This window comes from Streptomyces sp. NPDC016845 (genome assembly GCF_044332585.1).
GTDB lineage: Bacteria > Actinomycetota > Actinomycetes > Streptomycetales > Streptomycetaceae > Streptomyces.
Map to the genome: position 1 here is coordinate 228,612 of NZ_JBIRPI010000003.1, position 26,800 is coordinate 255,411.

At 69.9% G+C, this 26,800-nt stretch carries 25 protein-coding genes and 2 pseudogenes; 17 read left to right on the forward strand and 10 right to left on the reverse strand.

Annotation, left to right across the window (positions count from 1 at the left end):
• The first annotated feature begins 24 nt into the window (after positions 1-24).
• Complete coding sequence (locus ACH4RC_RS11390; protein ID WP_398198333.1) at positions 25-1,899, forward strand: phosphoenolpyruvate carboxykinase (GTP); 1,875 nt, start codon at positions 25-27, stop codon at positions 1,897-1,899.
• 175 nt (positions 1,900-2,074) lie between these two features.
• Here the strand turns inward: ACH4RC_RS11390 and ACH4RC_RS11395 are convergent, their stop codons facing one another.
• Both ACH4RC_RS11395 and ACH4RC_RS11400 read right to left on the reverse strand, forming a co-directional pair.
• Positions 2,075-2,482 (reverse strand): hypothetical protein, encoded by a 408-nt coding sequence (locus tag ACH4RC_RS11395; protein WP_398198336.1) that lies wholly within the window; start codon positions 2,480-2,482, stop codon positions 2,075-2,077.
• A 129-nt stretch (positions 2,483-2,611) separates the two neighbouring features.
• On the reverse strand, positions 2,612-3,823 hold the full coding sequence (locus tag ACH4RC_RS11400) for a pyridoxal phosphate-dependent aminotransferase (RefSeq protein ID WP_398198339.1): 1,212 nt from the start codon (positions 3,821-3,823) through the stop codon (positions 2,612-2,614).
• Between the two features lie 115 nt (positions 3,824-3,938).
• Here ACH4RC_RS11400 and ACH4RC_RS11405 point away from each other — a divergent pair, with 115 nt between their 5' ends.
• A complete protein-coding gene (locus ACH4RC_RS11405) occupies positions 3,939-4,568 on the forward strand; it encodes an alpha-ketoglutarate-dependent dioxygenase AlkB (protein WP_398198342.1) in 630 nt (209 codons plus the stop codon).
• A gap of 145 nt (positions 4,569-4,713) precedes the next feature.
• On the opposite strand, the gene ACH4RC_RS11410 is transcribed toward ACH4RC_RS11405, so the two are convergent.
• Positions 4,714-6,309 (reverse strand): amidohydrolase family protein, encoded by a 1,596-nt coding sequence (locus ACH4RC_RS11410; RefSeq protein ID WP_398198344.1) that lies wholly within the window; start codon positions 6,307-6,309, stop codon positions 4,714-4,716.
• A 292-nt stretch (positions 6,310-6,601) separates the two neighbouring features.
• Positions 6,602-7,972: an alanine racemase gene (locus ACH4RC_RS11415; protein ID WP_398198346.1), complete on the reverse strand. Its 1,371-nt coding sequence runs from the start codon at positions 7,970-7,972 to the stop codon at positions 6,602-6,604.
• An 89-nt stretch (positions 7,973-8,061) separates the two neighbouring features.
• On the opposite strand from ACH4RC_RS11415, the gene ACH4RC_RS11420 reads away from it, so the two are divergent.
• The 6 genes from ACH4RC_RS11420 (at position 8,062) to ACH4RC_RS11445 (ending at position 14,006) form a co-directional block, all read left to right on the forward strand.
• Entirely contained in the window at positions 8,062-9,132 is a 1,071-nt protein-coding gene (locus ACH4RC_RS11420; RefSeq protein WP_398198349.1) for a sugar kinase, read from the forward strand.
• Positions 9,129-9,926 (forward strand): IclR family transcriptional regulator, encoded by a 798-nt coding sequence (locus ACH4RC_RS11425; protein WP_398198351.1) that lies wholly within the window; start codon positions 9,129-9,131, stop codon positions 9,924-9,926. The genes ACH4RC_RS11420 and ACH4RC_RS11425 overlap by 4 nt, the downstream gene beginning before the upstream one ends.
• The gene (locus tag ACH4RC_RS11430; protein WP_398198353.1) at positions 9,923-10,333 is read left to right on the forward strand and encodes a RidA family protein; all 411 of its coding nucleotides are present in this window, start codon (positions 9,923-9,925) and stop codon (positions 10,331-10,333) included. The genes ACH4RC_RS11425 and ACH4RC_RS11430 overlap by 4 nt, the downstream gene beginning before the upstream one ends.
• A 145-nt stretch (positions 10,334-10,478) precedes the next feature.
• Positions 10,479-11,972, forward strand: a complete 1,494-nt coding sequence (locus ACH4RC_RS11435) for a GntP family permease (protein ID WP_398198356.1) — start codon at positions 10,479-10,481, stop codon at positions 11,970-11,972.
• A gap of 133 nt (positions 11,973-12,105) precedes the next feature.
• Complete coding sequence (locus tag ACH4RC_RS11440) at positions 12,106-12,597, forward strand: hypothetical protein (protein ID WP_398198359.1); 492 nt, start codon at positions 12,106-12,108, stop codon at positions 12,595-12,597.
• A gap of 89 nt (positions 12,598-12,686) precedes the next feature.
• A complete protein-coding gene (locus tag ACH4RC_RS11445) occupies positions 12,687-14,006 on the forward strand; it encodes an Nramp family divalent metal transporter (protein ID WP_398198362.1) in 1,320 nt (439 codons plus the stop codon).
• Positions 14,007-14,433: 427 nt separating this feature from the next.
• On the opposite strand, the gene ACH4RC_RS11450 is transcribed toward ACH4RC_RS11445, so the two are convergent.
• Both ACH4RC_RS11450 and ACH4RC_RS11455 read right to left on the reverse strand, forming a co-directional pair.
• A complete protein-coding gene (locus ACH4RC_RS11450) occupies positions 14,434-14,772 on the reverse strand; it encodes a hypothetical protein (protein ID WP_398198364.1) in 339 nt (112 codons plus the stop codon).
• Positions 14,773-14,850: 78 nt separating this feature from the next.
• Positions 14,851-15,114 (reverse strand): annotated as a pseudogene (locus tag ACH4RC_RS11455) (RHS repeat-associated core domain-containing protein); the annotation flags it as partial.
• On the opposite strand from ACH4RC_RS11455, the pseudogene ACH4RC_RS11460 reads away from it, so the two are divergent.
• Positions 15,106-15,408 (forward strand): annotated as a pseudogene (locus ACH4RC_RS11460) (divalent metal cation transporter); the annotation flags it as partial. The pseudogenes ACH4RC_RS11455 and ACH4RC_RS11460 overlap by 9 nt on opposite strands.
• Positions 15,409-15,906: 498 nt before the next feature.
• Here the strand turns inward: ACH4RC_RS11460 and ACH4RC_RS11465 are convergent.
• The 3 genes from ACH4RC_RS11465 to ACH4RC_RS11475 all read right to left on the reverse strand — a co-directional run bounded on the left by ACH4RC_RS11465 (position 15,907) and on the right by ACH4RC_RS11475 (position 17,168).
• Positions 15,907-16,035 carry a hypothetical protein gene (locus tag ACH4RC_RS11465; protein ID WP_398198366.1) on the reverse strand — a complete coding sequence of 43 codons (129 nt, stop codon included), beginning with the start codon at positions 16,033-16,035 and terminating at the stop codon, positions 15,907-15,909.
• A 79-nt stretch (positions 16,036-16,114) separates the two neighbouring features.
• Complete coding sequence (locus ACH4RC_RS11470; RefSeq protein ID WP_398198369.1) at positions 16,115-16,306, reverse strand: hypothetical protein; 192 nt, start codon at positions 16,304-16,306, stop codon at positions 16,115-16,117.
• Between the two features lie 10 nt (positions 16,307-16,316).
• Positions 16,317-17,168: a helix-turn-helix domain-containing protein gene (locus tag ACH4RC_RS11475; protein WP_398198371.1), complete on the reverse strand. Its 852-nt coding sequence runs from the start codon at positions 17,166-17,168 to the stop codon at positions 16,317-16,319.
• A 262-nt stretch (positions 17,169-17,430) separates the two neighbouring features.
• On the opposite strand from ACH4RC_RS11475, the gene ACH4RC_RS11480 reads away from it, so the two are divergent.
• Positions 17,431-17,913 carry an ATP-binding protein gene (locus tag ACH4RC_RS11480; RefSeq protein WP_398198373.1) on the forward strand — a complete coding sequence of 161 codons (483 nt, stop codon included), beginning with the start codon at positions 17,431-17,433 and terminating at the stop codon, positions 17,911-17,913.
• Between the two features lie 4 nt (positions 17,914-17,917).
• Here the strand turns inward: ACH4RC_RS11480 and ACH4RC_RS11485 are convergent, their stop codons facing one another.
• The gene (locus ACH4RC_RS11485) at positions 17,918-19,186 is read right to left on the reverse strand and encodes a DUF1266 domain-containing protein (RefSeq protein ID WP_398198376.1); all 1,269 of its coding nucleotides are present in this window, start codon (positions 19,184-19,186) and stop codon (positions 17,918-17,920) included.
• A gap of 312 nt (positions 19,187-19,498) precedes the next feature.
• Here ACH4RC_RS11485 and ACH4RC_RS11490 point away from each other — a divergent pair, with 312 nt between their 5' ends.
• The 7 genes from ACH4RC_RS11490 (at position 19,499) to ACH4RC_RS11520 (ending at position 26,675) form a co-directional block, all read left to right on the forward strand.
• Positions 19,499-20,437: a hypothetical protein gene (locus ACH4RC_RS11490; protein ID WP_398198379.1), complete on the forward strand. Its 939-nt coding sequence runs from the start codon at positions 19,499-19,501 to the stop codon at positions 20,435-20,437.
• Between the two features lie 55 nt (positions 20,438-20,492).
• On the forward strand, positions 20,493-21,212 hold the full coding sequence (cpaB, locus tag ACH4RC_RS11495; RefSeq protein ID WP_398198381.1) for a Flp pilus assembly protein CpaB: 720 nt from the start codon (positions 20,493-20,495) through the stop codon (positions 21,210-21,212).
• 121 nt (positions 21,213-21,333) lie between these two features.
• Positions 21,334-22,926 carry a CpaE family protein gene (locus ACH4RC_RS11500; RefSeq protein ID WP_398198384.1) on the forward strand — a complete coding sequence of 531 codons (1,593 nt, stop codon included), beginning with the start codon at positions 21,334-21,336 and terminating at the stop codon, positions 22,924-22,926.
• Between the two features lie 89 nt (positions 22,927-23,015).
• Positions 23,016-23,381: a TadE/TadG family type IV pilus assembly protein gene (locus ACH4RC_RS11505; protein ID WP_398198387.1), complete on the forward strand. Its 366-nt coding sequence runs from the start codon at positions 23,016-23,018 to the stop codon at positions 23,379-23,381.
• An 8-nt stretch (positions 23,382-23,389) separates the two neighbouring features.
• Positions 23,390-24,757, forward strand: coding sequence for a CpaF family protein (locus ACH4RC_RS11510; protein WP_398198390.1), 1,368 nt, complete (start codon positions 23,390-23,392; stop codon positions 24,755-24,757).
• 31 nt (positions 24,758-24,788) lie between these two features.
• Positions 24,789-25,742, forward strand: a complete 954-nt coding sequence (locus ACH4RC_RS11515) for a type II secretion system F family protein (protein WP_398198393.1) — start codon at positions 24,789-24,791, stop codon at positions 25,740-25,742.
• 30 nt (positions 25,743-25,772) lie between these two features.
• Positions 25,773-26,675, forward strand: a complete 903-nt coding sequence (locus ACH4RC_RS11520; protein ID WP_398198396.1) for a DUF5936 domain-containing protein — start codon at positions 25,773-25,775, stop codon at positions 26,673-26,675.
• Positions 26,676-26,800 lie beyond the last annotated feature (125 nt).

Consider the following 26,800-nt stretch of genomic DNA (forward strand, 5'->3'; position numbering starts at 1 on the left):
CAACACCCTCATTTAGGAGCGATCGTGGCGCGCGACATCGCGGCTCCCGTTTCCCCCGTACGCACCCTCCCGACCGACCGGCCTCCGACCCGGCACAAGGAACTGATCTCGTGGGTCAACGAGATCGCCGAACTGACACAGCCGGACAGCGTGGTCTGGTGCGACGGCTCCGAGGCCGAGTACGAGCGGCTCGCCGGGGAACTGGTCGCGAAGGGCACGTTCAAGAAGCTCGACGAGACGCTGCGCCCGAACTCCTACTACGCCGCCTCCGACCCGACCGATGTCGCGCGGGTCGAGGACCGTACGTTCATCTGCTCCGCGAAGGAGGAGGACGCGGGCCCCACGAACCACTGGAAGGCCCCCGCCGAGATGCGGGAGATCTTCCGGGGCAACGAGGGGAACGGGGGGATCTTCCGCGGCTCCATGAAGGGCCGCACGATGTACGTCGTCCCCTTCTGCATGGGCCCGCTCGGCTCGCCGCTGTCCGCGATCGGCGTCGAGATCACCGATTCGGCCTACGTCGCCGTCTCCATGCGCACGATGACCCGGATGGGCCGCCCGGTCCTGGACGAGCTCGGCAGCGACGGCTTCTTCGTCAAGGCCGTGCACACGCTGGGCGCCCCCCTGGAGCCGGGCCAGGAGGACGTCCCCTGGCCCTGCAACTCCACGAAGTACATCTCGCACTTCCCCGAGGACCGCGAGATCTGGTCCTACGGCTCCGGCTACGGCGGCAACGCCCTGCTCGGCAAGAAGTGCTACGCCCTGCGCATCGCCTCCGTCATGGCCCGCGACGAGGGCTGGCTCGCCGAGCACATGCTCATCCTCAAGCTGACGCCGCCGCAGGGGGGATCGAAGTACGTCGCCGCCGCGTTCCCGTCCGCGTGCGGCAAGACCAACCTCGCCATGCTGGAGCCCACGATCCCCGGCTGGACCGTCGAGACGATCGGCGACGACATCGCCTGGATGCGGTTCGGCGAGGACGGCCGGCTCTACGCGATCAACCCCGAGGCCGGTTTCTTCGGCGTCGCGCCCGGCACGGGCGAGCACACCAACGCCAACGCGATGAAGACGCTGTGGGGCAACTCGGTCTTCACCAACGTCGCGCTCACCGACGAGGGCGACGTCTGGTGGGAGGGCATGACGGAGGAGACCCCGGCCCACCTCACCGACTGGAAGGGCAACGACTGGACGCCCGAGTCAGGTGTCCCGGCCGCGCACCCCAACGCCCGCTTCACCACCCCGGCCGCGCAGTGCCCGATCATCGCGCCCGAGTGGGAGGACCCGAAGGGCGTACCGATTTCGGCGATCCTGTTCGGCGGCCGTCGCGCGAGCGCGGTACCGCTGGTGACGGAGTCCTTCGACTGGAACCACGGCGTCTTCCTCGGCGCCAACGTCGCGTCCGAGAAGACGGCCGCGGCCGAGGGCAAGGTCGGTGAGCTGCGCCGCGACCCGTTCGCGATGCTGCCGTTCTGCGGCTACAACATGGGCGATTACATGGCCCACTGGGTGAAGGTGGGCAAGGCCGCCGCGGGCAAGGACGGGGACGCCGCCGAGCTCCCGAAGATCTACTACGTCAACTGGTTCCGCAAGGACGCGGACGGGCGCTTCGTGTGGCCCGGCTTCGGCGAGAACAGCCGCGTCCTGAAGTGGATCGTCGACCGCCTCGACGGCCGGGCGGAAGGTGTCGAGACCCCGATCGGCATCCTTCCGGCCAAGGGCTCCCTGGACACGGACGGCCTCGATCTGGCCGACAAGGACCTGGAGTTCCTGCTCACCGTCGACAAGGAGGTCTGGCGCGAGGAGGCTGCGCTGGTTCCGGAGCACCTGAACACGTTCGGCGCGCACACGCCGCCGGAGCTGTGGGACGAGTACCGGAAGCTTGTGCAGCGTCTCGGCTAGGCCGCACCCAGATCCAGCCCCCCGCGCAATGGCGCGCGGGGGGCTGGATCGCGCCCTGAAGGGGCGCGGGGAACTGCGTGAGCAACCCACGAAAAGCCGCAGACGCGTCTGCTCATGTCACGAGCAGACGCGTCTGCGGCTTTTCCGCGGCTGAGCGCGCAGTTCCCCGCGCCCCTTAGGCGGCTACCAAGCGGCCCGCGTTGGCGTGGTACTCCATGCGCTGGGCGGCCAAAATGGCGGCGGCCGTATCCGCCCGGGATGCGGCCACGACCAGCGCCCGCCCGGCAAGCGCATGCGCCCGCTGGTGCAGAGCCGCGACATGCGGCTCATGCACGGCGGCGGCGACGGACGAGCGTACGGGCGGCTGCCCGCCCCGGAGCCGGCCGATCTGAGCGGCAAGCTCATTCGCGGCCGCATCAAGATCCGATCCCCCGGCGGCCAGCCGGATCTCGTCGGTCAGGGCAAGCAGCGCCGACAGGTGCCCGGCGAGCTGGATGTCCAGCTCCTCCTCGCGGGAGCGGTGCGGGAAGTCGCTGTCGGCCGCCATCGTGTGGACCGACTTGGTGCGGATCGGCTCGTACATGGAAGGCCTCCAGCCAACGGACGTGTAGCGTATTGGCCTTCATCGTACATTAGATTCCGTCTAACTTAGAACCTGTCCAAAGAAGCCGCTCCGGGGAGCAAAGAAGCCGCTCCGGGGAACGGGGAACCGTCACGGCTGTGAGTATCCGTCCAGGAAGTTCCCGATCCGGGTCATCGCCTCGGTCAGCTGCCGCGTGGAGGGCAGGGTGACGATGCGGAAGTGATCCGGCTCCGGCCAGTTGAACCCGGTGCCCTGGACGACCATGATCTTCTCGGCGCGCAGCAGGTCGAGCACCATCCGCCGGTCGTCCTTGATCTTGAAGACCTTGGGGTCGAGGCGCGGGAAGAGGTAGAGCGCACCCTTGGGCCGGACGCAGGTCACGCCCGGGATCTGGGTGAGCAGGTCGTACGCGGCGTCGCTCTGTTCCTTCAGCCGGCCGCCCGGCAGCACCAGGTCCTTGACGGTCTGGCGCCCGGTGAGCGCGGCGACGACCCCGTGCTGGCCCGGCATGTTCGCGCACAGGCGCATGTTCGCGAGGATCGTCAGGCCCTCGATGTACGAGGCCGCGTGCGCGCGGGGACCGGAGATCGCCATCCAGCCGACCCGGTAACCGGCCACCCGGTACGCCTTCGACATGCCGTTGAAGGTGAGGGTGAGCAGGTCGGGGGCGATGGCGGCGGTCGGGGTGTGCGTCGCGCCGTCGTAGAGGATCTTGTCGTAGATCTCGTCGGAGCAGACGAGGAGGTTGTGGCGGCGGGCGATGTCGGTGAGGCCGCGCAGCATCTCGTCGCTGTAGACGGCGCCCGTCGGGTTGTTCGGGTTGATGATGACGATCGCCTTGGTGCGGTCGGTCACCTTGCGCTCGACGTCGGCGAGGTCCGGCATCCAGTCCGCCTGCTCGTCGCAGCGGTAGTGCACGGCGGTGCCGCCCGACAGCGAGACGGCGGCGGTCCACAGGGGGTAGTCGGGGGCGGGGACGAGGACCTCGTCACCGTCGTCGAGGAGGCCCTGCATCGCCATCACGATCAGCTCGGAGACGCCGTTGCCGATGTAGACGTGCTCGACGTCCGTCTCCACGCCGAGCGTCTGGTAGTGCATCATCACCGCGCGGCGGGCGGCGAGCAGCCCCTTGGCGTCGCCGTAGCCGTGGGCGTCGCCGAGGTTGCGGAGCATGTCCTCCAGGATCTCCGGCGGGCACTCGAACCCGAACGCCGCCGGGTTGCCCGTGTTCAGCTTGAGGATCCGGTGGCCCGCCGCTTCCAGCCGCATCGCCTCCTCGAGCACCGGGCCCCGGATCTCGTAGCAGACGTTGGCGAGCTTGGTCGACTGGATGAGCTGCATGCTCCGACTTTACGGCCGGGTAATGGGGCGGCGCGCTCTGTTCTGGGGGGTGAGATCGGCCACTGAGCGGGGCCACTCGGGTGTGTTCGAGCGTTTGTTCTATTCATTCGGTACGGTGGAGAACATGCTTCAGGGATCCCTCTTCGACCAGGCCGAGGAGACCGCGCTCGGCGACCTCACCGGCCTGCGGCGCACCGTGCTCGAGGCCGGGGCCTGGATCGACGTCCTGCCGGGCTGGCTGAGCGGCGCCGACGCACTGTTCGAACACCTCGCGTCCGGCGTCCCCTGGAAGGCCGAACGCCGCCAGATGTACGAACGGGTCGTCGACGTCCCCCGGCTCCTCAAGTTCTACGGGGCGGCCGAGCCGCTCCCGCACCCCGCGCTCGACACCGCCCGCGACGTCCTCTCCGCGCACTACGCCGACGAACTGGGGGAGCCGTTCACCACGGCCGGGCTCTGCTTCTACCGCGACGGGCGCGACAGCGTCGCCTGGCACGGTGACCGGATCGGGCGCGGCGACCGCGAGGACACGATGGTCGCCATCGTCTCGGTCGGGGCGCCGCGCGATCTGCTGCTCCGGCCGCTCGGGGGCGGGGCCCCGACCGTGCGCAGGCCGCTCGGGCACGGCGACCTCATCGTGATGGGCGGCTCCTGCCAGCGGACCTGGGAGCACGCGATCCCGAAGTCGGCGCGGGCGACCGGGCCCCGGATCAGCGTCCAGTTCCGGCCGCACGGCGTGCGGTGACGCTGGCCGCCGGCTGAGCGGACGGGGGCGGGCCGGGAGCGGGGGACACGGGTGGCGTTGTCGGGTGCGGCTTTCGTCGTGGCTGGCCGCGCGGTTCCCCGCGCCCCTGAAGGCGAGCTCCGCTCGCCCAGGGACGCGGGGGCCGCTAGGCGCTGCGGCGGACCGAGCGGCCCGCCATGACGTTCGTGCGGCGGCCGTCCTCGATCACGAACTGCCCGTCGATGAGCACGTGCGGGATGCCGACCGGCAGTGTTCGCGGCGCCTCGAACGACGAGCCCGCCGCCACCGTCTCCGGGTCGAACAGGACCAGATCGGCGCGGTAGCCCTCGCGGACCAGGCCGCGGTCGGGCAGGCGCAGGCGCGCGGCCGGGCGGGACGTGAGGTGCGCGACCGTCTCCTCCAGCGACATGACGCCCAGGTCACGGGCGTAGTGGCCCAGGTAGTGCGGGAACGTGCCGTACGCGCGCGGGTGCGGCTTCGAGCCCTGGAGGATGCCGTCGCTGCCGCCCGTGTGGACGGGGTGCTGCATGATCGCCCGGACGTTGTCCTCGTGCCCGACGTGCTGAAGGATCGTCGAGCCCAGCTTGTCCTCGATGAGCAGGCGCCGGGCGGTGACCCACGCCGTCTCCCCGAGCTCGGCGGCGGCCGCGGCGACCGTGCTGCCGACGTAGGCGGCGAGCGCCGGGTCGGAGACGCCCGAGATCTCGATGGTCTCCCACTCCATCGGCACGCCGTGGCAGCCGTCGGAGCCGATCTCCTCGACGTGGTGGCGGATGCGTTCCGCCGTGGCGTCGTCCAGGAGGCGGGCGAGGGTGGCGTCGGGGCCGCCCTCGTTCGCCCAGCTGGGGAGCATCGCGACGAGCGTCGTCGCGCCCGGGGTGTACGGGTAGGTGTCCAGGCTGATGTCGGCGCCGCCCGCGATCGCGTCGTCGAGGAGGGCGAGCAGGTCGGCGCCCTTGCCCTTGTTCACGCCGAAGTTCATGGTGGCGTGCGCGAGATGCAGGGAGCAGCCCGCGGTACGGGTCAGGTCGACCATCTCCCGGTACGCGTCCAGGGCACCGGCCCCGTAGCTGCGGTGGTGGGGGCAGTAGTAGCCGTCGTACTCGGCGACGACCCGGCACAACTCGGTGAGTTCGGCGTCCTTGGCGTACATGCCGGGGGTGTAGGTCAGCCCGGACGACATGCCGACGGCGCCCTGCGCCATGCCCTCGGCGACGAGCTGCTTCATCCGGTCCAGCTCGGCGGGGGTGGCGTCACGGTCCTCCCAGCCGACCGCGTACATCCGGACCGTGCCCTGGGGGATGAGGTAGGCGGCGTTCACCGCGATGCCCCGGTCCAGGCGGTCCAGGTACTCGCCGACCGTGCGCCAGTCGAAGTCGATGTCGGAGCCGTCGCCGTTCCAGCCGGTGATCGCTCGGCGGACCTCGGCGAGGGTGCGGTCGTCGACCGGGGCGTACGACAGGCCGTCCTGGCCGAGGACCTCCAGGGTGACGCCCTGGGCCGCCTTCGCGCTGTGGTCCGGGTCGCGCAGGAGGGCGAGGTCGCTGTGGGCGTGCATGTCGATGAAGCCGGGGGAGAGGGCGAGGCCCGAGCCGTCGAGTGTGCGGGGTGCGGTGGGGCGCGGCCCCTCGCCCTCGCGGACGATTGTTCGGATCCGTCCGGCGTCGATCGCCACGTCGGCGCGGTAGGCGGCGCCTCCGGTGCCGTCGATCACGCGCACGTCCTTGATGACCAGGTCCATTTTCGGCTGTCTCTTTCGTCGTGGCTGAGGAGAACTGCGTGATACCCACCCGCACCACCCGTGCGGATTGCGTCGCCGAGTGCGGGTGGCCCCACCGGGGTGCCGCACCGTCGGCGGCCGACCGCAGTGGCGCCGACGCCATGGGCGTGGGATGCGACGCACCCCGCAAGGCGCGCGGGGAACTGCGCGAGCAACCGGTCACGGCCCGCGGCTGGCATTGGGCCGGTGGGCCAACGGCGAGTGCCAGGGCCCGGCCCCGCCGACCAGCAGCCCGGCCGGGCCGATCGCCCGCCTAGAAGAACGTGCGGACGTAGTCCACGACCGTCCCGTCACCCTCCACCACCGGAATCAGCTGCCACTTGTCGAACGAGGTGCAGGGGTGCGAAAGCCCCATGCCGAGCCAGTCCCCGACCTCGACCCCCGTCGCCCCGGGCTCCGTACGAACCCACCCGTGCTGGTCGGACAACCCCGTCACCGCGACCCCGGTCGCATCCCGCACCGCGCCCGTACGCGCGTCCCGCACGACCTGCACCTCGGGCAGGTCCAGGTCGTAAGCCGCATCCCGCTTGCCCGCGTTGACGAACGCCTGCTCCGCCGTCGGCCGCGACACGACCTGCGCCCACAGCCGGAAGGCAGGATGCAGCGCCCCCTCCTCCGGGACGCGGTTGAACGGCGTCAGGTGGCGGTAGTGACCGTCGTCGTGCGAGACGTACGCGCCGGAGCGCAGCAGCTTCAGCACGGGCGCACCGCCCAGCTCGGGAATCTCCGCGAACACATCGGCCACCGCGTCGAACCAGGCGGAGCCCCCCGCGCTGACCACGATCTCGTCGAGCCCCGCGAACCGCCCGGCCCCGTCGAACTCCACCGCCAGCGCGACAAGCCGCCGCAGCCACGCACGCACCCGCTCGCCGTCCGCCCGAGGAACCTCGCCCTCGTACCCGGCGACACCCACGAGCCGCAGCGTCGAGGAGGCGGCCACCGCGTCGGCGACCGCCCCGCACTCCGCCTCGGTACGGGCCCCGGTCCGCGCCCCCTCACCCGCGCCCAACTCCACGACCACGTCCACCGGACGCCCGGCCCCCGCCGCACGCAGAGCCGCGTCCATCAGCTCCACACCCCGCACGGAGTCGACGTAGCAGATGAACCGGAAGGACGGGTCGGAGTCCAGCTCACCCGCCAGCCACCGCAGGGCCGCCGCGTCGACGAGCTCGTTCGCCAGGAAGATCCGCTCCACGCCGAACTCGCGCGCCACCCGCACCTGATGCGGCACGGCCAGCGTGATCCCCCACGCCCCGTGCTCGATCTGCCGCCAAAAGAGCTGCGGCGCCATCGACGTCTTGCCGTGCGGCGCGAACGTGAGCCCGTGCCGTGTGGCGTACGTCTCCATCAGCGCGAGGTTGTGCTCCAGGCGCTCGGCGGAGAGGGCGAGGACGGGGGTGGTGAAACCGTCCGTGAAGAGGTTCAGGCGGCGCTCGGCCAGTTCGGCGACGGTCAGCCCGTCGGCCTGGGGCGGCAGTCCCTTGAACCGGAAGTCCACGCGCTCCCGCGCCAGCTCTGCGAGCCGTGCCTCTCCGCGTGCGGTCGCGTCGTCGGCGCTGACAACGTTCTTGGCGGTCACGGTGCCTCCTCCAGGCGAGGCAGTTGCAATATATGCAACGCCCATTGCGTATGTCGCTCACTGCTGTCTAACATCCGAGCCAACGCCGGGTCAACGGAGCTGTTGGCCCCCACGCCGTGAGGAGACCGACCCCCGTGACCGTCACCGGACCCGCAGCCCCGCACAGCGCAGCCGCCGTCGTCGTGCCCGACGTCGTCGCGCTCGGCGAGTCCATGGTCACGTTCGTCCCCACCGTGCCGGGGCGCCTCGCCGACGTACCGTCCTTCGAGCGCGGCATCGGCGGCGCCGAGTCCAACCTGGCCTGCGTCCTCGCCGCCGGCGGCCACCGCGCCCGCTGGGTCAGCCGCGTCGGAGCCGACGGCTTCGGCGACCACCTGATCGAGGCGATCGGCGCGTACGGCGTCGACGTGGAGCACGTCCGCCGTGACCCCGCCCGCCCCACCGGCATCTACTTCCGCACCGCGGGCGACCGGGCCACCGACGCCCACGAGGTCGCCTACTACCGCGCCGGCTCCGCCGCCTCCGCGATGTCCCCGGCCACGATGGACCTGGAGCCGCTGCGCGCGGGCCGCATCCTCCACCTGTCCGGCATCACCGCCGCGCTCTCCGAGGACTGCCTGACCCTTCTCCGTACGCTCATGCCCGGCGCCGCCGCCGACGGCCCTCTCGTCTCCTTCGACGTCAACCACCGCCCCGGCCTCTGGAGCACGTCGAAGGACGACGCCCGCGTCCTCCTCGGCCTCGCCCGGCGCGCGCACCTCGTCTTCGTCGGCGAGGACGAGGCGCAGGACGCGTTCGGGATCACCGGCGGGCCCGACGAAGTACGCGCCGCCCTGCCCGAGCCGGACCTGCTCGTCGTGAAGTGCGGCGCCGACGGCGCGATCGCCTACGACCGCGACGGCGGCCGCCACTTCGAATCCGCCCCGCGCGTCGACGTCGTCGCCGCCGTCGGCGCGGGCGACGCCTTCGCCGCCGGGTTCCTCTCCGCGACCCTGCGCGGCCTGCCCGTCACCGACCGGCTCCGCCACGGCCACCTGTGGGCCGCCGCCGCCCTCACCGTCCCCGGCGACCTCGCCGCGCCCCCGCGCCGCGGCCACGCCGACCGCCTGGTCGCCCTCGACGCCGCCGCGTGGGGGACACTGCACCTCGGCCCCGGGTGGACGACCGCCCCCGACGAGGCCGCCGAGGAGGTACGTACGCCATGAGCCAGACCGTCGACCGCGCGCTCAGCATCCTGCCGCTGCTCGCCGAGGGACCCGCAGACCTCGGCCAGGTGGCCGACCGGCTCGGTGTGCACAAGAGCACCGCTCTCCGCCTGCTGCGCACCCTGCACGAGCACGGCCTCGTCCACCGCCAGGCCGACCAGCGCTACCGGCTCGGCGCCCGCCTCTTCGCGCTCGCCCAGGAAGCCGTCGAGAACCTCGACGTCCGCGAGATCGCCCACCCCCACCTCGTAGCGCTGAACGAGAAGTGCGGCCACACCGTCCACCTCGCCGTCTACGAGGAGGACGAGGTCCTCTACATCGACAAGGTCGAGAGCCGCTACCCCGTGCGCATGTACTCGCGCATCGGCAAGCCGGTCGCGATCACGGTCGCGGCAGTCGCCAAACTGCTCCTCGCCGACCTCTCCGAAGCCGAGCGCCGCGCAGTGGCCGAGAAGCTCGACTTCCCCATGTACACGTCCCGTTCGACCCCCAACGCGGCCGCGTTCCTGCGCGAGCTGGAGAAGGTGGGCGAACAGGGCTGGGCCACCGACCTCGGTGGCCACGAGGAGTCCATCAACTGCGTCGGGGCCCCCGTCCGCGGCGCCGACGGCCGCGTCGTCGCCGCCATGTCGGTCTCCGCGCCGAACGTGGTCGTCACCGCCGAGGAACTCCTCACCCTGCTCCCGCTGGTGCGCCGCACGGCGGAAGCAATCAGCCGGGACTACTCAGGAACCGGTCCCGGCACCACCCCCAGCACCCCGAGTACCCCCACCAAGGAAGCAAGTTCACGATGACCGAGAAGACCGCCCTCACCCCGAGCACGCACACCACGCCGCCCGCGAAGTTCTCGCACGGCGTGAAGAAGGGCAACATCCTCCAGGTCGCCGGCCAGGTCGGCTTCCTCCCCGCCGAGGAGGGCAAGGCCCCGACCCCGGTCGGCCCGACCCTGCGCGAGCAGACCCTCCAGACGTTCGCCAACGTCAAGGCGATCCTCGAAGAGGGCGGCGCCACCTGGGACGACGTCATGATGATGCGCGTCTACCTCACGGACGTCGACCACTTCGCCGAGATGAACCAGATCTACAACGAGTACTTCGAGGAGCAGGGCCTCAAGGCGCCCGCCTCGGCCCGCACCACGGTCTACGTCGGTCTCCCGGCGGGCCTGCTCATCGAGATCGACGCGCTCGCCGTCCTCGGCTGAGCCCGTACTCGGCCGACCCCCACCGCTGAGCTGAGCCGGACATCTTCTTCACCCCCGTACGTCGTCACGGTGCGGCGCGTCAGTCGGACGCGCCGCACCGCGATCCCCCCTGCCCAGAAACATCCATGCCCTTACGAGGACCCCCATGCTCCCCATATCCACCACCGTGGCCCCGCTCGCGGCCGCCGCCTCCGAAGCACCACCCCACACCGGCGGCATCCTCAAACTGATCGACGGCACGCCCGGCCTCCTGACGATCGCCGCGCTCGGCATCGTCCTTCTCCTCTTCCTGATCATCAAGGCGCGCCTGCAGCCCTTCGTGGCCCTGCTCGCGGTCTCCGTCGCGGTCGGCCTCGGCGCAGGCCTGTCCGTCACCGAACTCTTCGGCACCGTCCAGAGATCCGACGCGGTCTCCACGATCGAGTCCGGCATGGGCGGCACCCTCGGCCACGTAGCGATCATCATCGGACTCGGGACCATGCTCGGCGCGGTCCTCGAAGTCTCCGGCGGCGCCGAGGTGTTGGCCTCCCGCCTCCTCAACCTCTTCGGCGAGAAGCGCGCCCCGCTCGCCATGGGCCTCACCGGCCTGATCTTCGGCATCCCCGTCTTCTTCGACGTCGGCATCTTCGTCCTCGCGCCGATCGTCTACGCGGCGGCCAAGCGCGGCGGCAAGTCGATCATCCTGTACTGCATGCCGCTGCTCGCGGGCCTGTCGATGACGCACGCGTTCCTGCCGCCGCACCCGGGCCCCGTCGCCGCCGCCGGACTCCTCCACGTCGACCTCGGCTGGGTCATCCTCATGGGCATCGTCTGCGGCATCCCCGCCGTGCTCGCCGCCTGGGGCTGGGCCGCCTGGATCGGCAAGCGGATCTTCGTCCCCGTACCGCAGGACATGGTCGAGGCGGCCGAGGAGGCCAAGGCGTCCCTGGAGGCCGAGCAGCGCGCCTCGGGCGTCACCCCGACCGAGAAGCCGGTCGCGCTCGGCGTCGTCTTCGCCATCATCGGCACGCCGCTGGTCCTGATCCTCCTCGCCACGTTCTCCTCGATCGCCTTCGACCCGTCCACGGGCCGCTCGGTCATCGAGTTCTTCGGCCACCCCTTCGTGGCCCTGACGATCGCGCTGCTCCTCGCCTACTACCTGCTCGGCATCCGGCGCGGCTGGTCCCGCAAGTCCCTGGAGACGGTCTCGACCGCGTCGCTCAAGCCGGTCGGCAACATCCTGCTCGTGGTCGGCGCGGGCGGAATCTTCGGCGCGGTCCTCAAGGCGAGCGGCATCGCACAGGCCCTGGCCGACACCTTCAACGACGTCGGCCTGCCCGTCATCGTCCTCGCCTACCTGATCTCGCTGGTGCTCCGCGTCGCCCAGGGCTCGGCGACGGTCGCCATCGTCACGACGGCGGGCATCGTGGCCCCGCTGCTGTCGGAAGGCAACTACTCGCAGGCCTTCACGGCGCTCGTCATCATGGCGATCTCCGCGGGCTCGATCTTCGCCTCGCACGTCAACGACGGCGGCTTCTGGATGGTCGCCAAGTACTTCGGCATCACGGAGCGCGACACGTTGCGTACGTGGACGGTGCTGGAGTCGGTGCTGTCGGTCGCCGGGTTCGTGGTGGCAGGCGTGGTCAGCCTGTTCGTCTAGCGGCCCGCCGCGTACGGTAAAGGGCGCGTCAAGCCGTGAGTTGAGGCACCGCCCGTGGCGGACGAGGACCAGTGGGGCCCGGGGGAGGCGCCGCACAGCCTCGTCCGCCATACTTCCGCCCGTGGAGCAGCGTATGGAGAGTCAGAGTCAGAAGGTCACGCCCGTCACCGGTGCCGGTTTCGACCCGGCGTACGTACCCGGCCTGACGTCTCCCGGAGCGGAGGCGGCAGCCGAGGACACGGTCACGGAGCCCGACGAGACGACGGAGGAGGTGACGCCGGGGGAGCCGGAGGACGCGAAGCCGCAGCCCGAGCTGGAGCCCGAGCCTGAGCCCGTCCGGGGTGTCGACGGCGACGGCCCGGTCATGGAGGCGAAGGACCGCCGTGGTTCGATCACCGTCGACGCGACCGGCGTCCGGTTCACGCTCGACGACCAGGAGGCGGACTTCACCTGGGACGAGATCAGCGCGGTCGAGTACGGCACGTCCCGCAAGCGCCTCACGGTGACGGTCCACACGCCCAACAGCCGCTGGTTCCCGAACGACGTCGAGGCCCCGGACAAGTCCCGCCTCAAGGAGTGGACGGAGCAGCTGGACAAGGCGCTGGACGCGTACTTCGAGGACTGAGCCTTCCGGGACGGGGCGAGGGTGTCGGCCGGGCCACGGTTCGGTAGGCCCTCTTGCCGACCGGGGCCTCTCTGCGCTCCCTTGGTGTCATGGCGGACACCAAGGGCACCACCCATCCCACCCGCGACTCCGACCACCCCCGTAAGTCGAGCTGGAAGTACATCGGCCCGGGCATCGTGGTCGCCGCGACGGGCGTAGGCGCCGGCGACCTGGTCGCGACCCTCGTCGCAGGCAGCAACTTCGGCTACACCCTGCTCTGGGCGGCGGTCCTCGGCTGCCTGGTCAAGATCAGCCTGGCCGAGGCGGCGGGCCGCTGGCACCTGGCGACGGGCCGCACGCTCTTCGACGGCTGGGCGAGCCTGGGCCGCTGGACGACATGGTTCTTCGTCGTCTACGTAGTGATCTGGGGCTTCGTCTACGGAGCGGCGGCGATGTCGTCGAGCGCGCTCCCGCTCCAGGCCCTCTTCCCGGACGTGTTCCCGGCGGACTGGTCGATCAAGCCGTGGGCGATCCTCTGCGGTCTGGTCGGCCTGGTCTTCGTCTGGTTCAACAGGTACGCCGTCTTCGAGAAGGTCATGACGGTCCTGGTGGGCGTCATGTTCGTGGTGACGGTGTATTTGGCGATCCGAGTGACCCCGAACTTGGGCGACGCCTTCGCGGGTCTGCTCCCGATCCTCCCGGACGAAAAGGACTCGATCCTCAACACGCTGGGCCTGATCGGCGGCGTGGGCGGCACGATCACGCTGGCCGCATACGGCTACTGGGTCAACGCGAAGGGCTGGACGAACACGTCCTGGATGAAGGTGATGCGCCTGGACAACCGGGTCGCGTACATCACGACGGGCGTGTTCGTGGTCGCCATGCTCTTCGTAGGAGCGGAGCTGCTGCACGCGTCGCACACGGCGATCGCGACCGGCGACAAGGGCCTGCTGGACCTGACGAAGATCCTGGAGTCGGAGTACGGCACCGCAACCGCCAAACTCTTCCTGATCGGCTTCTTCGCGACGTCCTTCACGTCCCTCATCGGCGTCTGGCACGGCGTGAGCCTGATGTTCGCGGACTTCGTGGAGCGGTACCGCGCGGAGCGCGTCGGGGGCGAGAAGGTGGCAAGGGGTGACCTGGAACGCAACTGGCCCTTCCGCATCTACCTCCTCTGGCTGACCTTCCCCCCGATGATCCTCCTCTTCCAGGGCCAGCCCTTCCGCCTGGTCATCCTCTACGGGGTCCTGGGCGCGGCCTTCATGCCGTTCCTGGCCCTGACACTCGTCTGGCTCCTCAACTCATCCCGCACGCCCTCCGCGTGGCGCAACGGCTGGCTGAGCAACGGCATGCTGACGGTCGCGGGGCTGCTGTTCGTGGTCCTGTGCGCAAAGCAGATCTGGGACCAGCCTTGGTCGGAGTTCTTCTGACCGTGAAGAGCGTCCGTAACCGTCGTGACACCATCTATAAGCGCTCGGTGTCCTGTGTTGCGTCTTAGCGAACGAATTGCTGAGGGAGGCGTCCGCTGTCCCAGAGTTCGTTGAGTTTGGCAAGCAATTCGGGCAAGTTTCTGAGCAACGTCGTACGCTCCGCTAGAGGCAAGTCGCGAAGTGGGTCGTTGAATTGCAAACCGTCCGCGTCCGGCCCGGTCCAGCCTTTGAAGTGTCGGCAGGCGGCGCACCATGCATAGGTGCTCCGAGACGGTCGACGTGGGTTCGGGGAGCGATAGACGTACATCCGGACAGCTTTGGCGCCACACGCCGGGCAGATTCTCTCCGCTGTGTCCTCTGTGAAGCGAGGGCCTGCGAGCAACCTCGCGGCTTGTTCGGCACTGTATTCGCGCATTTCACTCAAGACCTATCCAACTCGCCTGCGAAACGTTTCCAGCATACGCTGCCCGTGCTCTTCGGCCGCCTCTTCCGAGCCGCCCCAGACGTTGCCTGACTTTCTCGTCAGCTCGAAATGTCTATGGTGGTAGATCTCATGATGGATAGTGGCGACGGCTTCATCGAGGTCCCGAAGTCCAATATCTGATATCTCAATTAGTGGGCGTCCTCTAGGTTTCTTCATCGGGAATCCGTCGTAGGTGTGCGGGCTGTTGCCGAATGCGATCCCATCGGGCGTTCGGATCTCAGGAACATGCACTATGTCGAAATCGGAGACGGACATCCCTGCGCGACCGAGTTCCGACTTCACGCTTCCTATGGATACGGCAGGACCATTGCCGCCTCCGGGTTTGTTTTGGGAGTCGCCGCGATAGGCATCCTGTTTGTCTATGCAATCGGGTGTGTAGAGCCCAGTCCCCGGGTCGTAGTACCGGGAGTAGTTGTAGTGCAGCCCTGTCTCGGGGTCGTAGTACTGGCCCGGGAAGCGGAGTGGGGTGTAGGCCGTGGCCGTTGTGTTCCAGGCCGTTGTGCCCCAGAGCGTGGTGCGGGTGCGGTAGGCGATTTCGCCGGTTTCCGCGATGAGTTCGTTCGGGGTGCCGACCAGGTCGGTGATGATGGCGAAGAAGCGGGAGTCGATCTCGTCCTGGGAGGACGCCGGCGAAAGGGCTGGCCCTTCCGCGCCTACCTCCTCTGGCTGACCTTCCCCCCGATGATCCTCCTCTTCCAGGGCCAGCCCTTCCGCCTGGTCATCCTCTACGGGGTTCTGGGCGCGGCCTTCATGCCGTTCCTGGCGCTGACACTGGTCTGGCTCCTCAACTCATCCCGCACGCCCTCGGCTTGGCGCAACGGCTGGCTGAGCAACGGCATGCTGACGGTCGCGGGCCTGCTGTTCGTGGTCCTGTGCGCAAAGCAGATCTGGGACCAGCCTTGGTCGGAGTTCTTCTGACAGCGCCAAAGGAAGTCGCCATCTGTGCAAATGCGAGTCTGGAGAGTCACGGGCAACTTCGTGAGACAATCCAGTATTCGTCTTCTTCGATCGTGACCGCACCGAAATGCGAGCTGTCGAGAGAGGCCGCATAGAATTCACGCCTCCCGATGGCGGCGTGGACTCGGGAGGGCAGTCCAACGCGAGTAGACTCTAGGTCGAGAACTCGAAACCAGCCTTTACCTACGGACCCCGGTCCCCACAGGATGATCAGAAAGTCATCGCCGTGAGGTGAAATCTCCGTGAAGATGTGCTGCCAGTGTTCATCCAGGAGAGTGAGGTCGGCTGCAGTTTTCTTTACCCTGGCCGTCGGTCGTACATTACCGCCCGTGGCGCTGAGAATCGCGGTCATAGGGGCCATGGCCTCACTGGGGACCGGCTCATCTGACAGCTCCAAGCCGCAGGCATGCAGAGTGGACTCCCAATCGATCTCACCTTGAGTGTCCCTTGCGTGTGCACTCACCACGAGCCCCATCCGTTCTTGTAGAAGAAATGGTGATCACCGCCTGGTTTGTTTATGGCGTCATAGCGCTCCCAGGTGGTGGGTGCCTCCGGCTGGTTCGCGGCCCCGCCCCCGTTTTCAGACATGTGTTCCATCATCACAACAGCACATTGCTCATCGCAACGCCGGTTCTGTCACATGCCTGTCATGGCTGAGGTAACTGGCTCAAAGCAAGTGGTCCGCCTTCCCCGCCTTTATGTCGCGGATCATCGTGCGGAGCGCTTCGCGGGAGTCTGTGATGTAGGTGTCCTCGGCGCCGGTGACGGTGATGTAGGCGTTGCCGTCCGCGTCGGTCCCCAGGCGGAAGCAGCTCGCTCCCTCGCCGCAGAAAGGGGCTTCCCAATTGATCTCGGGCATCGTGATCTCCTCATAGGTGGGTGGCGATGTCGTGGATGAAGTCGCGCGATGCCTCGGGCGTCAGGGCGATGCGCTCCATCCAGTCGAGGTGGGTTCGGTATTTGTTCAGCTGTGCCTCGTCACCCAGGAATTCCGGGCCGTGCGAACTGTCGACCTGGACGGTGTCCAGTTGCGGTACCGGCCCCTCCAGGTAGTTCACGGTCTGACCGGCGCCGGGAAACGCGCCTGCCGCGAACGGGACGACGCGCACGATGACGTGCTCGCGCTCGGATGCCGTCACGAGGTGCTCGAGCTGTCGGCGTGCCACGCGCGCGCCGCCGAACTGCATACGGAGCACCGCTTCATGGATCAGGCAGATGTACTCGGTGGGATCGTCGCCCTCCAGAACCTGTTGGCGCTCCACGCGGTAGGCAAGGCGCAACGCGATCTCGTGCTGCGGCAGCGGGGGAAGGACGACCCGGAACAACTCCAGGGCGTGATCGCTGGTTTGCAGCAGACCCGGAATGTGCGCTGTGTGAGCGGTGCGCATGCGGGTGGCGTGCCACTCCAGTTCGGCGATGTCCAGCAGGCCGGAGGAGAGCGAGCCACGGTAACGCTCCCACCATCCGCGCCCCTGGGGGCGGGCCATGTCGACGAGGGACTCCACGTATGTCTCGTCCGAGCAGGCGCAATTGCAGGCAAGCGTGCGCAGGCGTTCAGCGCTGATGGTGCGAATGCCGGTCTCTATGTTGGAGACCTTCGCCCGGTCCAGGCCGAGCAGCCCGGCGGCTTGCTCCGCCGTCATCCCGGCAGCCGTTCGCATCTTGCGCAGCTCGCTGCCGAGACGTCGCTGACGTTCGGTGGACGTGGTCCTAGGTGGCATGCCCTTCCTTTCCCGCCTACGGCAGCAGTCTGCCTCGCGGCGGAACCCCTCACCCACGTATGGGTTGGTTTTGCTGAAGAAGTGGCACCTGAACCACCCCTTGCTCTACGTTCAGTAACGCACACGCTACACACGGCAGTTGGCAGTGCATCGCGCGAGCCTGCCCGGAAACTCTCTCCCTGGGAGGGGCCGGCCCGCGTTCAGGGAGACGAGCCACCCGCTGCCGCCGACCACATCCGCCCCGCACCGCGAGGAGCCCGGCATGTCTCTCAGCGTTGGTCCTGCCTGCCCCGTGAACGCCTACCGCTCGGCCCCGGCCCCCGACAGACTCGCCTACAGCCTGACGCTGCCCGCCGCGCTGACCACACCCGCGATCGCCCGCGCAGCAACCCGCACCTTCTTGTGCACCCACGATCTCGACGGGCTCCTCGAACCCGCTCAGCAAGCCGTGTCCGAACTCGTCGCAACGGCCTGCCGCTTCACGGACGACGCCGACGTCTACGTATCCCTGCGCTACCGGGACGACGCCCTCCGCGTCACCACGTACGACCACCACGTCACCCACACGCACCCGCGCCTCCTCGCGGCCTGTGACAGTCGGCGGCGCGCCGGGCTGCGGCTGCTGGCCTGCGTCGCGCGGGCGTGTGGCGGTGACTGGGGGTACGGGCCGTCCCGGGAACCCGGCGGCGGGACGCGGATGTGGGTCGTGCTGCCTCGGCACGGCGTTCACAACTACGGGCGATGACGTCCTACTTGAACGGGATGTTCAGCCACGGGCTCCCCGGGTCCTCCGTCAGGATGCGGTGGGCCGAGACCATCTCCTCGTACCACTTGCCGAACTCCTCGTCGTCGAAGTGGAGGCAGCGGCCGAGGGCGTACGCGGCGGAGAAGTCCTGCCAGGAGCGGTAGGAGCGGGCGGCGGCCGCGCTCGCGGCGCGGACCGCTGATTCGGCCTCGTCGAGGGTGCCGAAGCGGGCGGCGAGGCCCCAGCGGGCCATGTTGGGGGCGCGGCCGAGGTCCCAGGCGTCGACGGAGGTGACGTAGCGGCCCTCGGCGAGGAGACCGTCGGCGCGCATGCGGGCCTCGTAGCGGGTGATGCGGCCGATGAGGCGGTGGACGCCGTCGATCTGGGCGGCCACTTCTTCGGCGGGGCGGGGTTCGACCGCCGTCACGCCGTCCTCGGTGAGGACTGTGTGGGGTTCGGACCGGGCCCGGAGGACCCGCGTGACCGCTTGCTTCCAGTACGCCGTGTCGACGTGGCCGCCGAAGTCGCGGGCGATGCTGTGGCGGAGGTCGAGGGCGAATTCCCAAACCGAGCTGCGTTGCGCGGTGGAGAGGAGTTGGTGGACCCGGTCCAGCCAGTCCTGGCGGCTGGTCACGTCCCACCATTCGCTCAGCCGCTGGCGCTCGGTCTGATAGCCCTCGCCGTGGTGGGCCATGGTGTTCCAGTACTCGCCGTTGGTGACGGAGAGCAGCGCGCCCAGGGCCAGGCCGTGGGCGACGGGGCCGTGGAGCGCTCCGCCGGTGTGGAGCGCGCGCAGGCACATCTTGAAGCGGGGGGTGCCCGCGCGGGCGGCGGCCTGGGTCCAGGCGAGATTGTGCGGGGGCAGGGGCGGGAGGAACGCCTCACAAGGGGTGCCGGGGTTGACGACCAGCGCCGGGGGGTTTGGGCGCTGGGCCCAGGATGCCGTGGCGAACCAGTTGAGGCCCGCCCATTCGAAGCGGTGGTGCGGGTCCGGGGCGGGGAGCATCCCGGTCGTGTACAGGTGGAGCCATTCGGCGCCCGTGCGCGGGTCGTGATGGAACAGCGGATAGATCGAGTCGAAGACATCGGCCTTGTCGGGGCGCAGCTCCACGTACAGCTCGACCGAAGCCAGCGTCTCGTAGTACGCCGCCCAGTCGCCTCGCGCCTTCGCCTCGTAGAGGGTCCGTTCGATCGGTGACGGCGCCGTCCAGGCAGGCTGCTGCGGCATGGGCGCGGGGCCGTCGAAGTCGGCGGGCGGCGGGCCGAAGGTCATGGAGGGAAGGGTAGGCAAGGGGCGTGCGGGCAGCGCCGCCGGGGGAGCGGCGGCGCTGCCGGTAGGGAAGGCGCCTGGCATCGAGGGCATGTGGCTGCTGTGCGTAAAGCTGGTCCAGACCAATAGGGATGTCAAGGGTTCGAGCCGGTGCTTCCTCGCCAACTCCTGGCCAGGCGCAGGACGCGCGAGGGCCATGCTCGACGAACAGTGGTCCGTGAACAGTGCGAAGTGGGGTGTTGCCGGGCGCCCGCGTGGATATGGTGCTGAGGCAGACAGTGTCCGAAGGAGCGCAGAGCGACCGGGGGTTCACGCGTGCCGACCGCGATAGCCGTGACCGACCCCGACCTGGTGCTCGCCTCGCCCGACCGGCACACCCCGAGCGCCGCCGTGCTGCCGGTGGGCGGAGCGCCGGACGCGTATCCGCTCGACCGCGCGCTCACCGACGTACACACACTGATCGAACAGCACGGCTACGTGATCGTGCTCTGTCCGCAGTCCGTACCGGACGCGGTCGTACACCGGCTGCATTCCGTCCGGTCCGTGCTCGAAAGTGACCGCATAGCGATTCTGCGGCCCGAACTGCCGCCGCTTGGACTCGCCGTACTGGCGTTGCAACTGCGCCAGTTGTCCATCTGTGACTTCAGCCCCGGAGTGCTCGCCTCCGCCGGGCGGCTGCTCGCCCACTACGTCCACGCGGGCGCCCTCCTCGGCTCCGTCGCCAAGCTCGACCGCGTTCCCGTCTCGCTCAAAGCGCACGCCAAGTCGTGGTCGCCGGGCGCCCAGTTCGCCGTCGTGGCCTCGCCGCAGCCGCAGCTCCTGCGCGTCACCGGGGACGAGACGCCGAGCGGCCCCGCCTTCGGCACGCGGATGTTCTACGCCGCCGGACAGCACTCCACCGACTGGGTCACCGGCACGCTCGCCCCGGCCTGGCGGGTGTCGGGCGCGGTCGAGGCGCCGCTGCCCGCCGAGTCGCCGCGCTGGTGGGCGACGGGCAGGAACGGCCACCCCGGCAAGATCGTCGAGTTCGCCGCCGCCATCCCCGACATCTCCGTGCTCTACCAGCTCGTGTCGTCCGTACGGCGCGAGGAGTGCCACTGGTGCGGGCTCGAACTCATCGGCGACCGGTGCGGGTTCTGCTCCGCGCCGCTGGCCACCGGCGCGCTGCCCGAACGCGCCGGGCCCACCCGGTCCTCACTCGCCCCGGCCGCCGCGTCGGGCCGGGCGGCACTGCCCCGCGCCTCGCACCACTGAGCGCCGCACCACCCGCCCAAGTCCCTGTCCGCCTACCGACGAGGTTGTCCGGTCCATGAATTCACGTCAGCGCCGCGGCGTCATCCTCCTGGTCGTCTCGGCCCTGTGTGCCGTCGGCGCGTTCGCCGGTGTGCTGTCCGTGATCCGCGACGTGAACTCCAAGGTCGGGCCCGAGGTGGCCGCGTACCGGCTCAAGGAGGACGTGGCGCCCTACGAGGAGCTGACCGACGACCAGTTCGAGGAGGTGGAGATGCCCGAGCGCTGGCTGTCGGAGACCGCCGTGAAGAACCTCCGCGAGGTCCGCGGCAAGATCACCGTCACCCAGCTCAAGAAGGGCTCCCTGCTCCAGAGCGACATGGTCGTCTCCCGGCCCGAGCTGAAGCCGGGACAGCAGGAGATCGCCATCATGATCGACGCGGAGACCGGCGTCGCCGGGAAGATCGACCCCGGTGCCAAGGTCAACATCTACGCCACCTTCAAGGCGGAGAACGACAAGCAGCGTGACCGCTCCGAGGTCATCGTCGAGAACGCCGAGGTCATCGACGTGGGCAAGCTGACCCCCATCGACCAGCAGGGCACCGGCGACTCCGGCAGCCGCACCCGGCGCCAGGGGGAGGCCGTGCCGATCACGTTCGCGCTGAGCGCGGGGGACGCGCAGCGGGTGGCGTACGCGGAGTCGTTCGCGACGCACGTGCGGCTCGCGCTGGTCGCGCCGGGGGACGACGGGAAGATCGCGCCGGGGGACCGGTCGTACACGCTGGACGAGGCCAAGTGATGGGGGCCCAGCAAGCCCATCAAGCCCCTCTGGCCCACCAAGCCCCTCCGGCGCTTGAGGAGCGGGGTCCGGGGCGGAGCCCCGTGACTTGGGACCCAGCGCCCTCGAAGGGAGAACGCCGATGACCACAAGAATCCTCCCAGCCGCGAGCGAGCCGGAGGCGGCCCGCGCCCTGGTCACCCTCCTCTCCCAACTCCCCGACACCGAACCCGCCCCACCCGTCGCCGACTCCACCGCTCTGCTCGACACCCTGGCAAGGCTGGCCGCGGAGTCGCTCGACGAGCTGCCCGAGGTCGTCCTCGTACACGAACGGATCGGCCCCGTACCGGCGCTGGACCTCATCCGCGACCTGGTGCTGCGCTTCCCGGCCGTCGGCGTCATCCTCGCGACGGCCGACACCAGCCCCGCGCTGCTCACCGCCGCGATGGACAGCGGAGCGCGCGGCATGGTCGCGTTCCCGCTCGGCTACGACGCCCTCGCCGAGCGCGTCCACGCCGCCGCGTCCTGGTCGGCGGGCATGCGGCGGCACCTCGCGGGCGGTACGAATGCCGAGCTGATGCCCGCGGGCGGCGGCGGCCGGGTCGTGGCGGTGACCGGGGCGAAGGGCGGCGTCGGCACGACGCTCGCGGCGGTCCAGTTCGCGCTGGCGGCGCGGGCCTCCGGCCGCTCGGTGGCGCTGCTCGACCTGGACCTGCAGTCCGGCGACGTGGCGTCGTACCTGGACGTGCAGTTCCGCCGCTCGGTGGCGGACCTGGCCGCGATCCGCGACATCACCCCCCGCGTCCTCCAGGACGCCGTCTACACCCACGAGACCGGCATCGACCTCCTCCTCGCCCCCGCCGACGGCGAACGCGGCGAAGAGATCACCGACCGCGTCGCCCGCCAGGTCGTCCACGCCCTGCGCGCCCGGTACGAGATCGTGGTCGTCGACTGTGGTACGCAGATGGGCGCGGCGAACGCGGCGGCGGTCGAACTCGCCGACCAGGCGGTTCTCCTGGTCACCCCGGACGTGATCGCGGTCCGGGCCGCCAAACGCATGGTGCGTCTCTGGGACCGCCTCCAGATCCGCAAGGCGGAGGAGACCCTGACGGTCGTCAACCGGCACGCCCGCTCGGCCGAGATCCAGCCCCCGCTCATCGAACGTGTCACCGGCACGAAGACGGCCCGCGCCGCCGTCCCGGCCGCGTACAAGGAGCTCGCGGCGGCGGTGGACGCGGGCCGCATGCAGGACCTCGACAACCGCTCCACCGTCAAGCAGGCGCTGTGGACGCTCGCCGGTGAGCTGGGCCTGGTCGCGGCCCCCGCCCCGGAGACGACGAACGGCCGCCGCTCCCGCCGCCGCGTCGGCGGCGACAAGGGCGCGGTGACGCTCGAGTTCGCGGCGATGTTCCCGCTGGTGCTCGTCGTCCTCGCCCTGCTGTGGCAGTGCGTGCTGTACGGCTACACGTACTCCCTGGCCGGGAACGCGGCGGACGAGGCGGCACGGGCGGCTACCTCCGCGCAGGCGGGCGGCGGGGACTTCGGCGCGGCCTGCACGGCGGCGGGCAAGGAGCATCTGCCGTCGGCCTGGCAGGGCGCGCAGATCGGCTGCGGTTCCGAGGGCGCCCTCATGAAGGCCACGGTGGAGGTCGACGTCCCGGTGTTCTTCCCAGGGGTGAACCCGGGGTGGACCGTCACCGGCGAGGCGGGCGCGGCGTCGGAGGCGGACCAGTGACCGCGCCCGGGCCACGGGACTCCGCCCCGGCCACAGCGCCCAGGCCACGGGACTCCGCCCAGGACCCCGCTCCTCCATCGCCGGAGAGGGTGAGGTGGGACGACCGCGGCGTCTCCATGCTGGAATTCGCCGGGTTCCTCCCCTTCCTCCTCATCATCGGCCTCGCCGCGATCCAGCTCGGCCTCGTCGGATACGGCGCGAATCAGGCGGGAAGCGCGGCGCGGGCCGGAGCCAGGGCGGAGTCGCTGAACGAGGGCACGGGCGCGGCGGCGGCCGTCGGCTCCGCCAGCGGCTGGCTGGACCCGCAACCGTCGATCGCGACCGGCGACACCGTCACCGCGACCGTCACCGTCCACGTGGCCGCGATCATCCCCCTCTTCGACGGCTGGGACATCAACCGCTCCGCGACGATGCCGAGCGACCGCGCCGGCGACACGAACACCGACGGGAGCTGAACGAAGACATGAGCCTGCGCTCCCGCGTGGCGGCCACCCGCGAAACGCCCGCCGGAACACCCCCGGACCGCGACGAGGGCCTGGTCACCGTCTACCGGGCCAAACTCCTCGAAGAGATCGACCTCGCCGAGATGTCCACGCTCCAGGCCGCGGACCGCCGCGTCCGCCTGGAACGCGTACTCGGCCACATCATCAGCCGCGAGGGCCCGGTCCTCTCCTCCACCGAACGCACCCAGCTCATCCGCCGGGTCGTCGACGAGGCCCTCGGCCTGGGCATCCTCGAACCCCTCCTCGCCGACGCGTCGATCACCGAGATCATGGTGAACGGCCCGGACGCGATCTTCGTGGAGCGGGCGGGCCGCGTGGAACAGCTACCGCTCCGCTTCGCGTCCCCCGAACAACTGATGCAGACGATCGAGCGCATCGTCTCGACGGTGAACCGCCGGGTCGACGAGTCGAACCCCATGGTCGACGCCCGCCTCCCCACCGGCGAACGCGTCAACGTGATCATCCCGCCGCTCGCCCTGACCGGCGCCACCCTCACGATCCGCCGCTTCCCGCGCGCGTACAGCCTCACCGAACTCCTCGAACTCGGCTCGCTCGACGAGCACATGCTGATGCTGCTCGCGGCGTTCGTCCGCTCCCGCTTCAACGTCATCGTGAGCGGCGGCACGGGCTCCGGCAAAACGACTCTCCTCAACGCCCTCTCCGCCCTCATCCCGTCCCACGAGCGCATCATCACCATCGAGGACTCGGCCGAACTCCAGCTCCAGCAGGACCATGTGATTCGCCTGGAGTCGCGCCCCGCGAACGTCGAGGGCAAGGGCCAGGTCACCATCCGCGACCTCGTCCGCAACAGCCTGCGCATGCGCCCCGACCGCATCATCGTCGGCGAGGTCCGCGGCGGCGAGACGCTCGACATGCTCCAGGCGATGTCGACGGGCCACGACGGCTCTCTCGCCACCGTCCACGCGAACACCGCCGAGGACGCCCTCACCCGCCTCCAGACGCTCGGCTCCATGTCGGAGGTGGACGTCCCGTTCGAGGCGCTGCGCGACCAGATCAACTCGGCCGTCGACGTCCTCGTACAACTCACCCGGCACGCGGACGGCTCCCGCCGGGTCAGCGAGATAGTGCTCCTGGTCTCGCACGGGCGCGAACAGTTCACGATCGCGCCCGTGACCCGCTTCGTGGCCCAGCCGTACGTCTCGGGCACCACGGACCTGGAACGCCGCCGCGTCCACGGCTACTACGAACACCTCCCGCTGCCGCGCCGCATCGCGGACCGCCTGTACGTGGCGGGGGAGTCGGTCCCGCCGGCGTACGGCGTGGTGGAGACGGTGGACGCACGGCATACGAGGGAGGCCACGGGATGACATCGGTACGGGAGAGGGGGCACGGTCCGGCATGACGAACCCCGCACTGATCGCCCTCGGCGCCACCCTCGTGACCTGCGTCCTCGCCATCGCGGGCATCCACGTCTACGCGTCCGGACGCGCCCAGCGCCAGGCCCTCGTCGACCGCCTGGACGACTACCGGGCGGGCGACGGCGGCTCCGGCCCGCTGGCCGGCCGCGTGCGCCGCTTCGCCGCCGTCGACCGCCGCCTGCGCCGCACCCGCCTGGGTCGCGCCGTCCACCTCCGCCTGTCGGCGACGGGCCTGGACCTGACGGCGGGCGAGTTCTCGGTCTACGTGGCTGCGGTCGTCGCCGCTCTGTGGGTCCTCGCGGCGGCGACGCTGGCCCCGTTCTTCGGCCCGATCGCGGGAGCGGTCGCCGTCTGGGCGGCGGTGATCTTCCTCAACTGGCAGCGGCAGAAACGCATCGAGGCGTTCATCAACCAACTCCCCGACGTGGCACGTCTGCTGGCCAACGCGACCGCCGCCGGCCTGGCCCTGCGCACCTCGCTCGCGATGGCGGCGGAGGAGCTGGAGGCCCCGGCGGGCGAGGAGCTGAGCCGGGTGGCGGACCAGCTGGCGCTCGGCCGCTCGGTCGACGACGCGCTGGACGAACTGGCGAGCCGCCTGCCGTCCCGCGAGCTGATCGTCCTCGTCACGACGCTGGTCCTGGCGAACAAGGCGGGCGGCACGGTCGTCTCCTCCCTGCGCAACCTCACCCAGACCCTGGAGGACAGGAAGGAGACCCGGCGCGAGATCCGCACGATGCTGTCGGAGGTGAACGCGACGGCGTTCACGGTCCCGCTCCTCGGCCTCGGCTCCCTCCTCCTGATCAACTCCTCGAACGAGGGCGCGCTCGCGAAGGTCACCGGCTCCCCGCTCGGCCAGACCCTCATCCTGATCTCGCTCGGCCTGTACGGGATCGGGTTCTTCGTGATCCGCCGCCTGGGAAAGATCGAGGTCTGAGCCATGTTCCCGACGATCGGGGTCTGAGCCATGTCGACAATGGTGGTGGGCCTGCTCCTGGCGCTGGTGACCGGCTTGGCGGTCCTCGGTGTCTTCACGGGCATCCGCATGTACCGGGCCGAGGCCAAGGTCCCCAGCGATCTGGCACTCGCCCTGGAGGTGGGCGCCACCCGCGTTTCGACGGCGGGCTCGGCGGTGGACCGTCTGGGCATGCGGTTCGCGCCCTTGGTCCTCCGTCTCATGGGCCCGCGCCGGGTGGACGCGAAGCGCCGCAAGATCGACATGGCGGGGAACCCCGGGGGCCTGACGATCGACCGGTACGCCGCCCGCCGCGCAATCTACGGCCTCTTCGGCATCGTCATGGGCCTGGTCTTCCTCTCCAACGGAAGCCCGCTCCTGGCCCTCCTCACCCTCGCCTTCGGCGCTCTCGCCGCCGACGCGCTGATCTGGCAGGCGGTACGCGAACGCAGGGAGGTCATCGACCGCACCCTCCCCGACTTCCTGGACGTGCTGGCCGTGGTCGTCTCGGCGGGCCTGGGCTTCCGCCAGGCGCTGGACCGCGTGGCGGAGAAGTACGAGGGTCCCTGGGCCGACGAACTCCGCATCACCCTGCGCCAGATGGACATGGGCGTCCCACGCCGCCAGGCCTTCGACGAACTGCGCCGCCGCAACGCGTCCGAGCAGGTGGCCCAATTCGTCTCGGCCCTCCAGCAGGGAGAGGAGCTGGGCTCCCCGATCGCGGAGACCCTCATCCAACTGGCCACGGACATGCGCCGTACCGACGCCCAGAACTCCCGCCGCCGCGCCGCGAAGACGATCCCGAAGGCAACGATGGTGACCCTCGTCTTCATGCTCCCGGCCACCATGATCCTGATCGCTACCGGCATGTTCCTCGGCTCAGGGACCAACTTCGGTTCAATACTAGGCCGTTGACCCCTCCTCTCCCCGCGCATGACTGGCTACAGTGAAAGCGAGCAAAGGTTGGCTATTGCGAATGCCGCCCTGGGTCGTGAATGACCGGGGCATGACGAAGGCGGTACGAGGGCAACGGGAAGGGA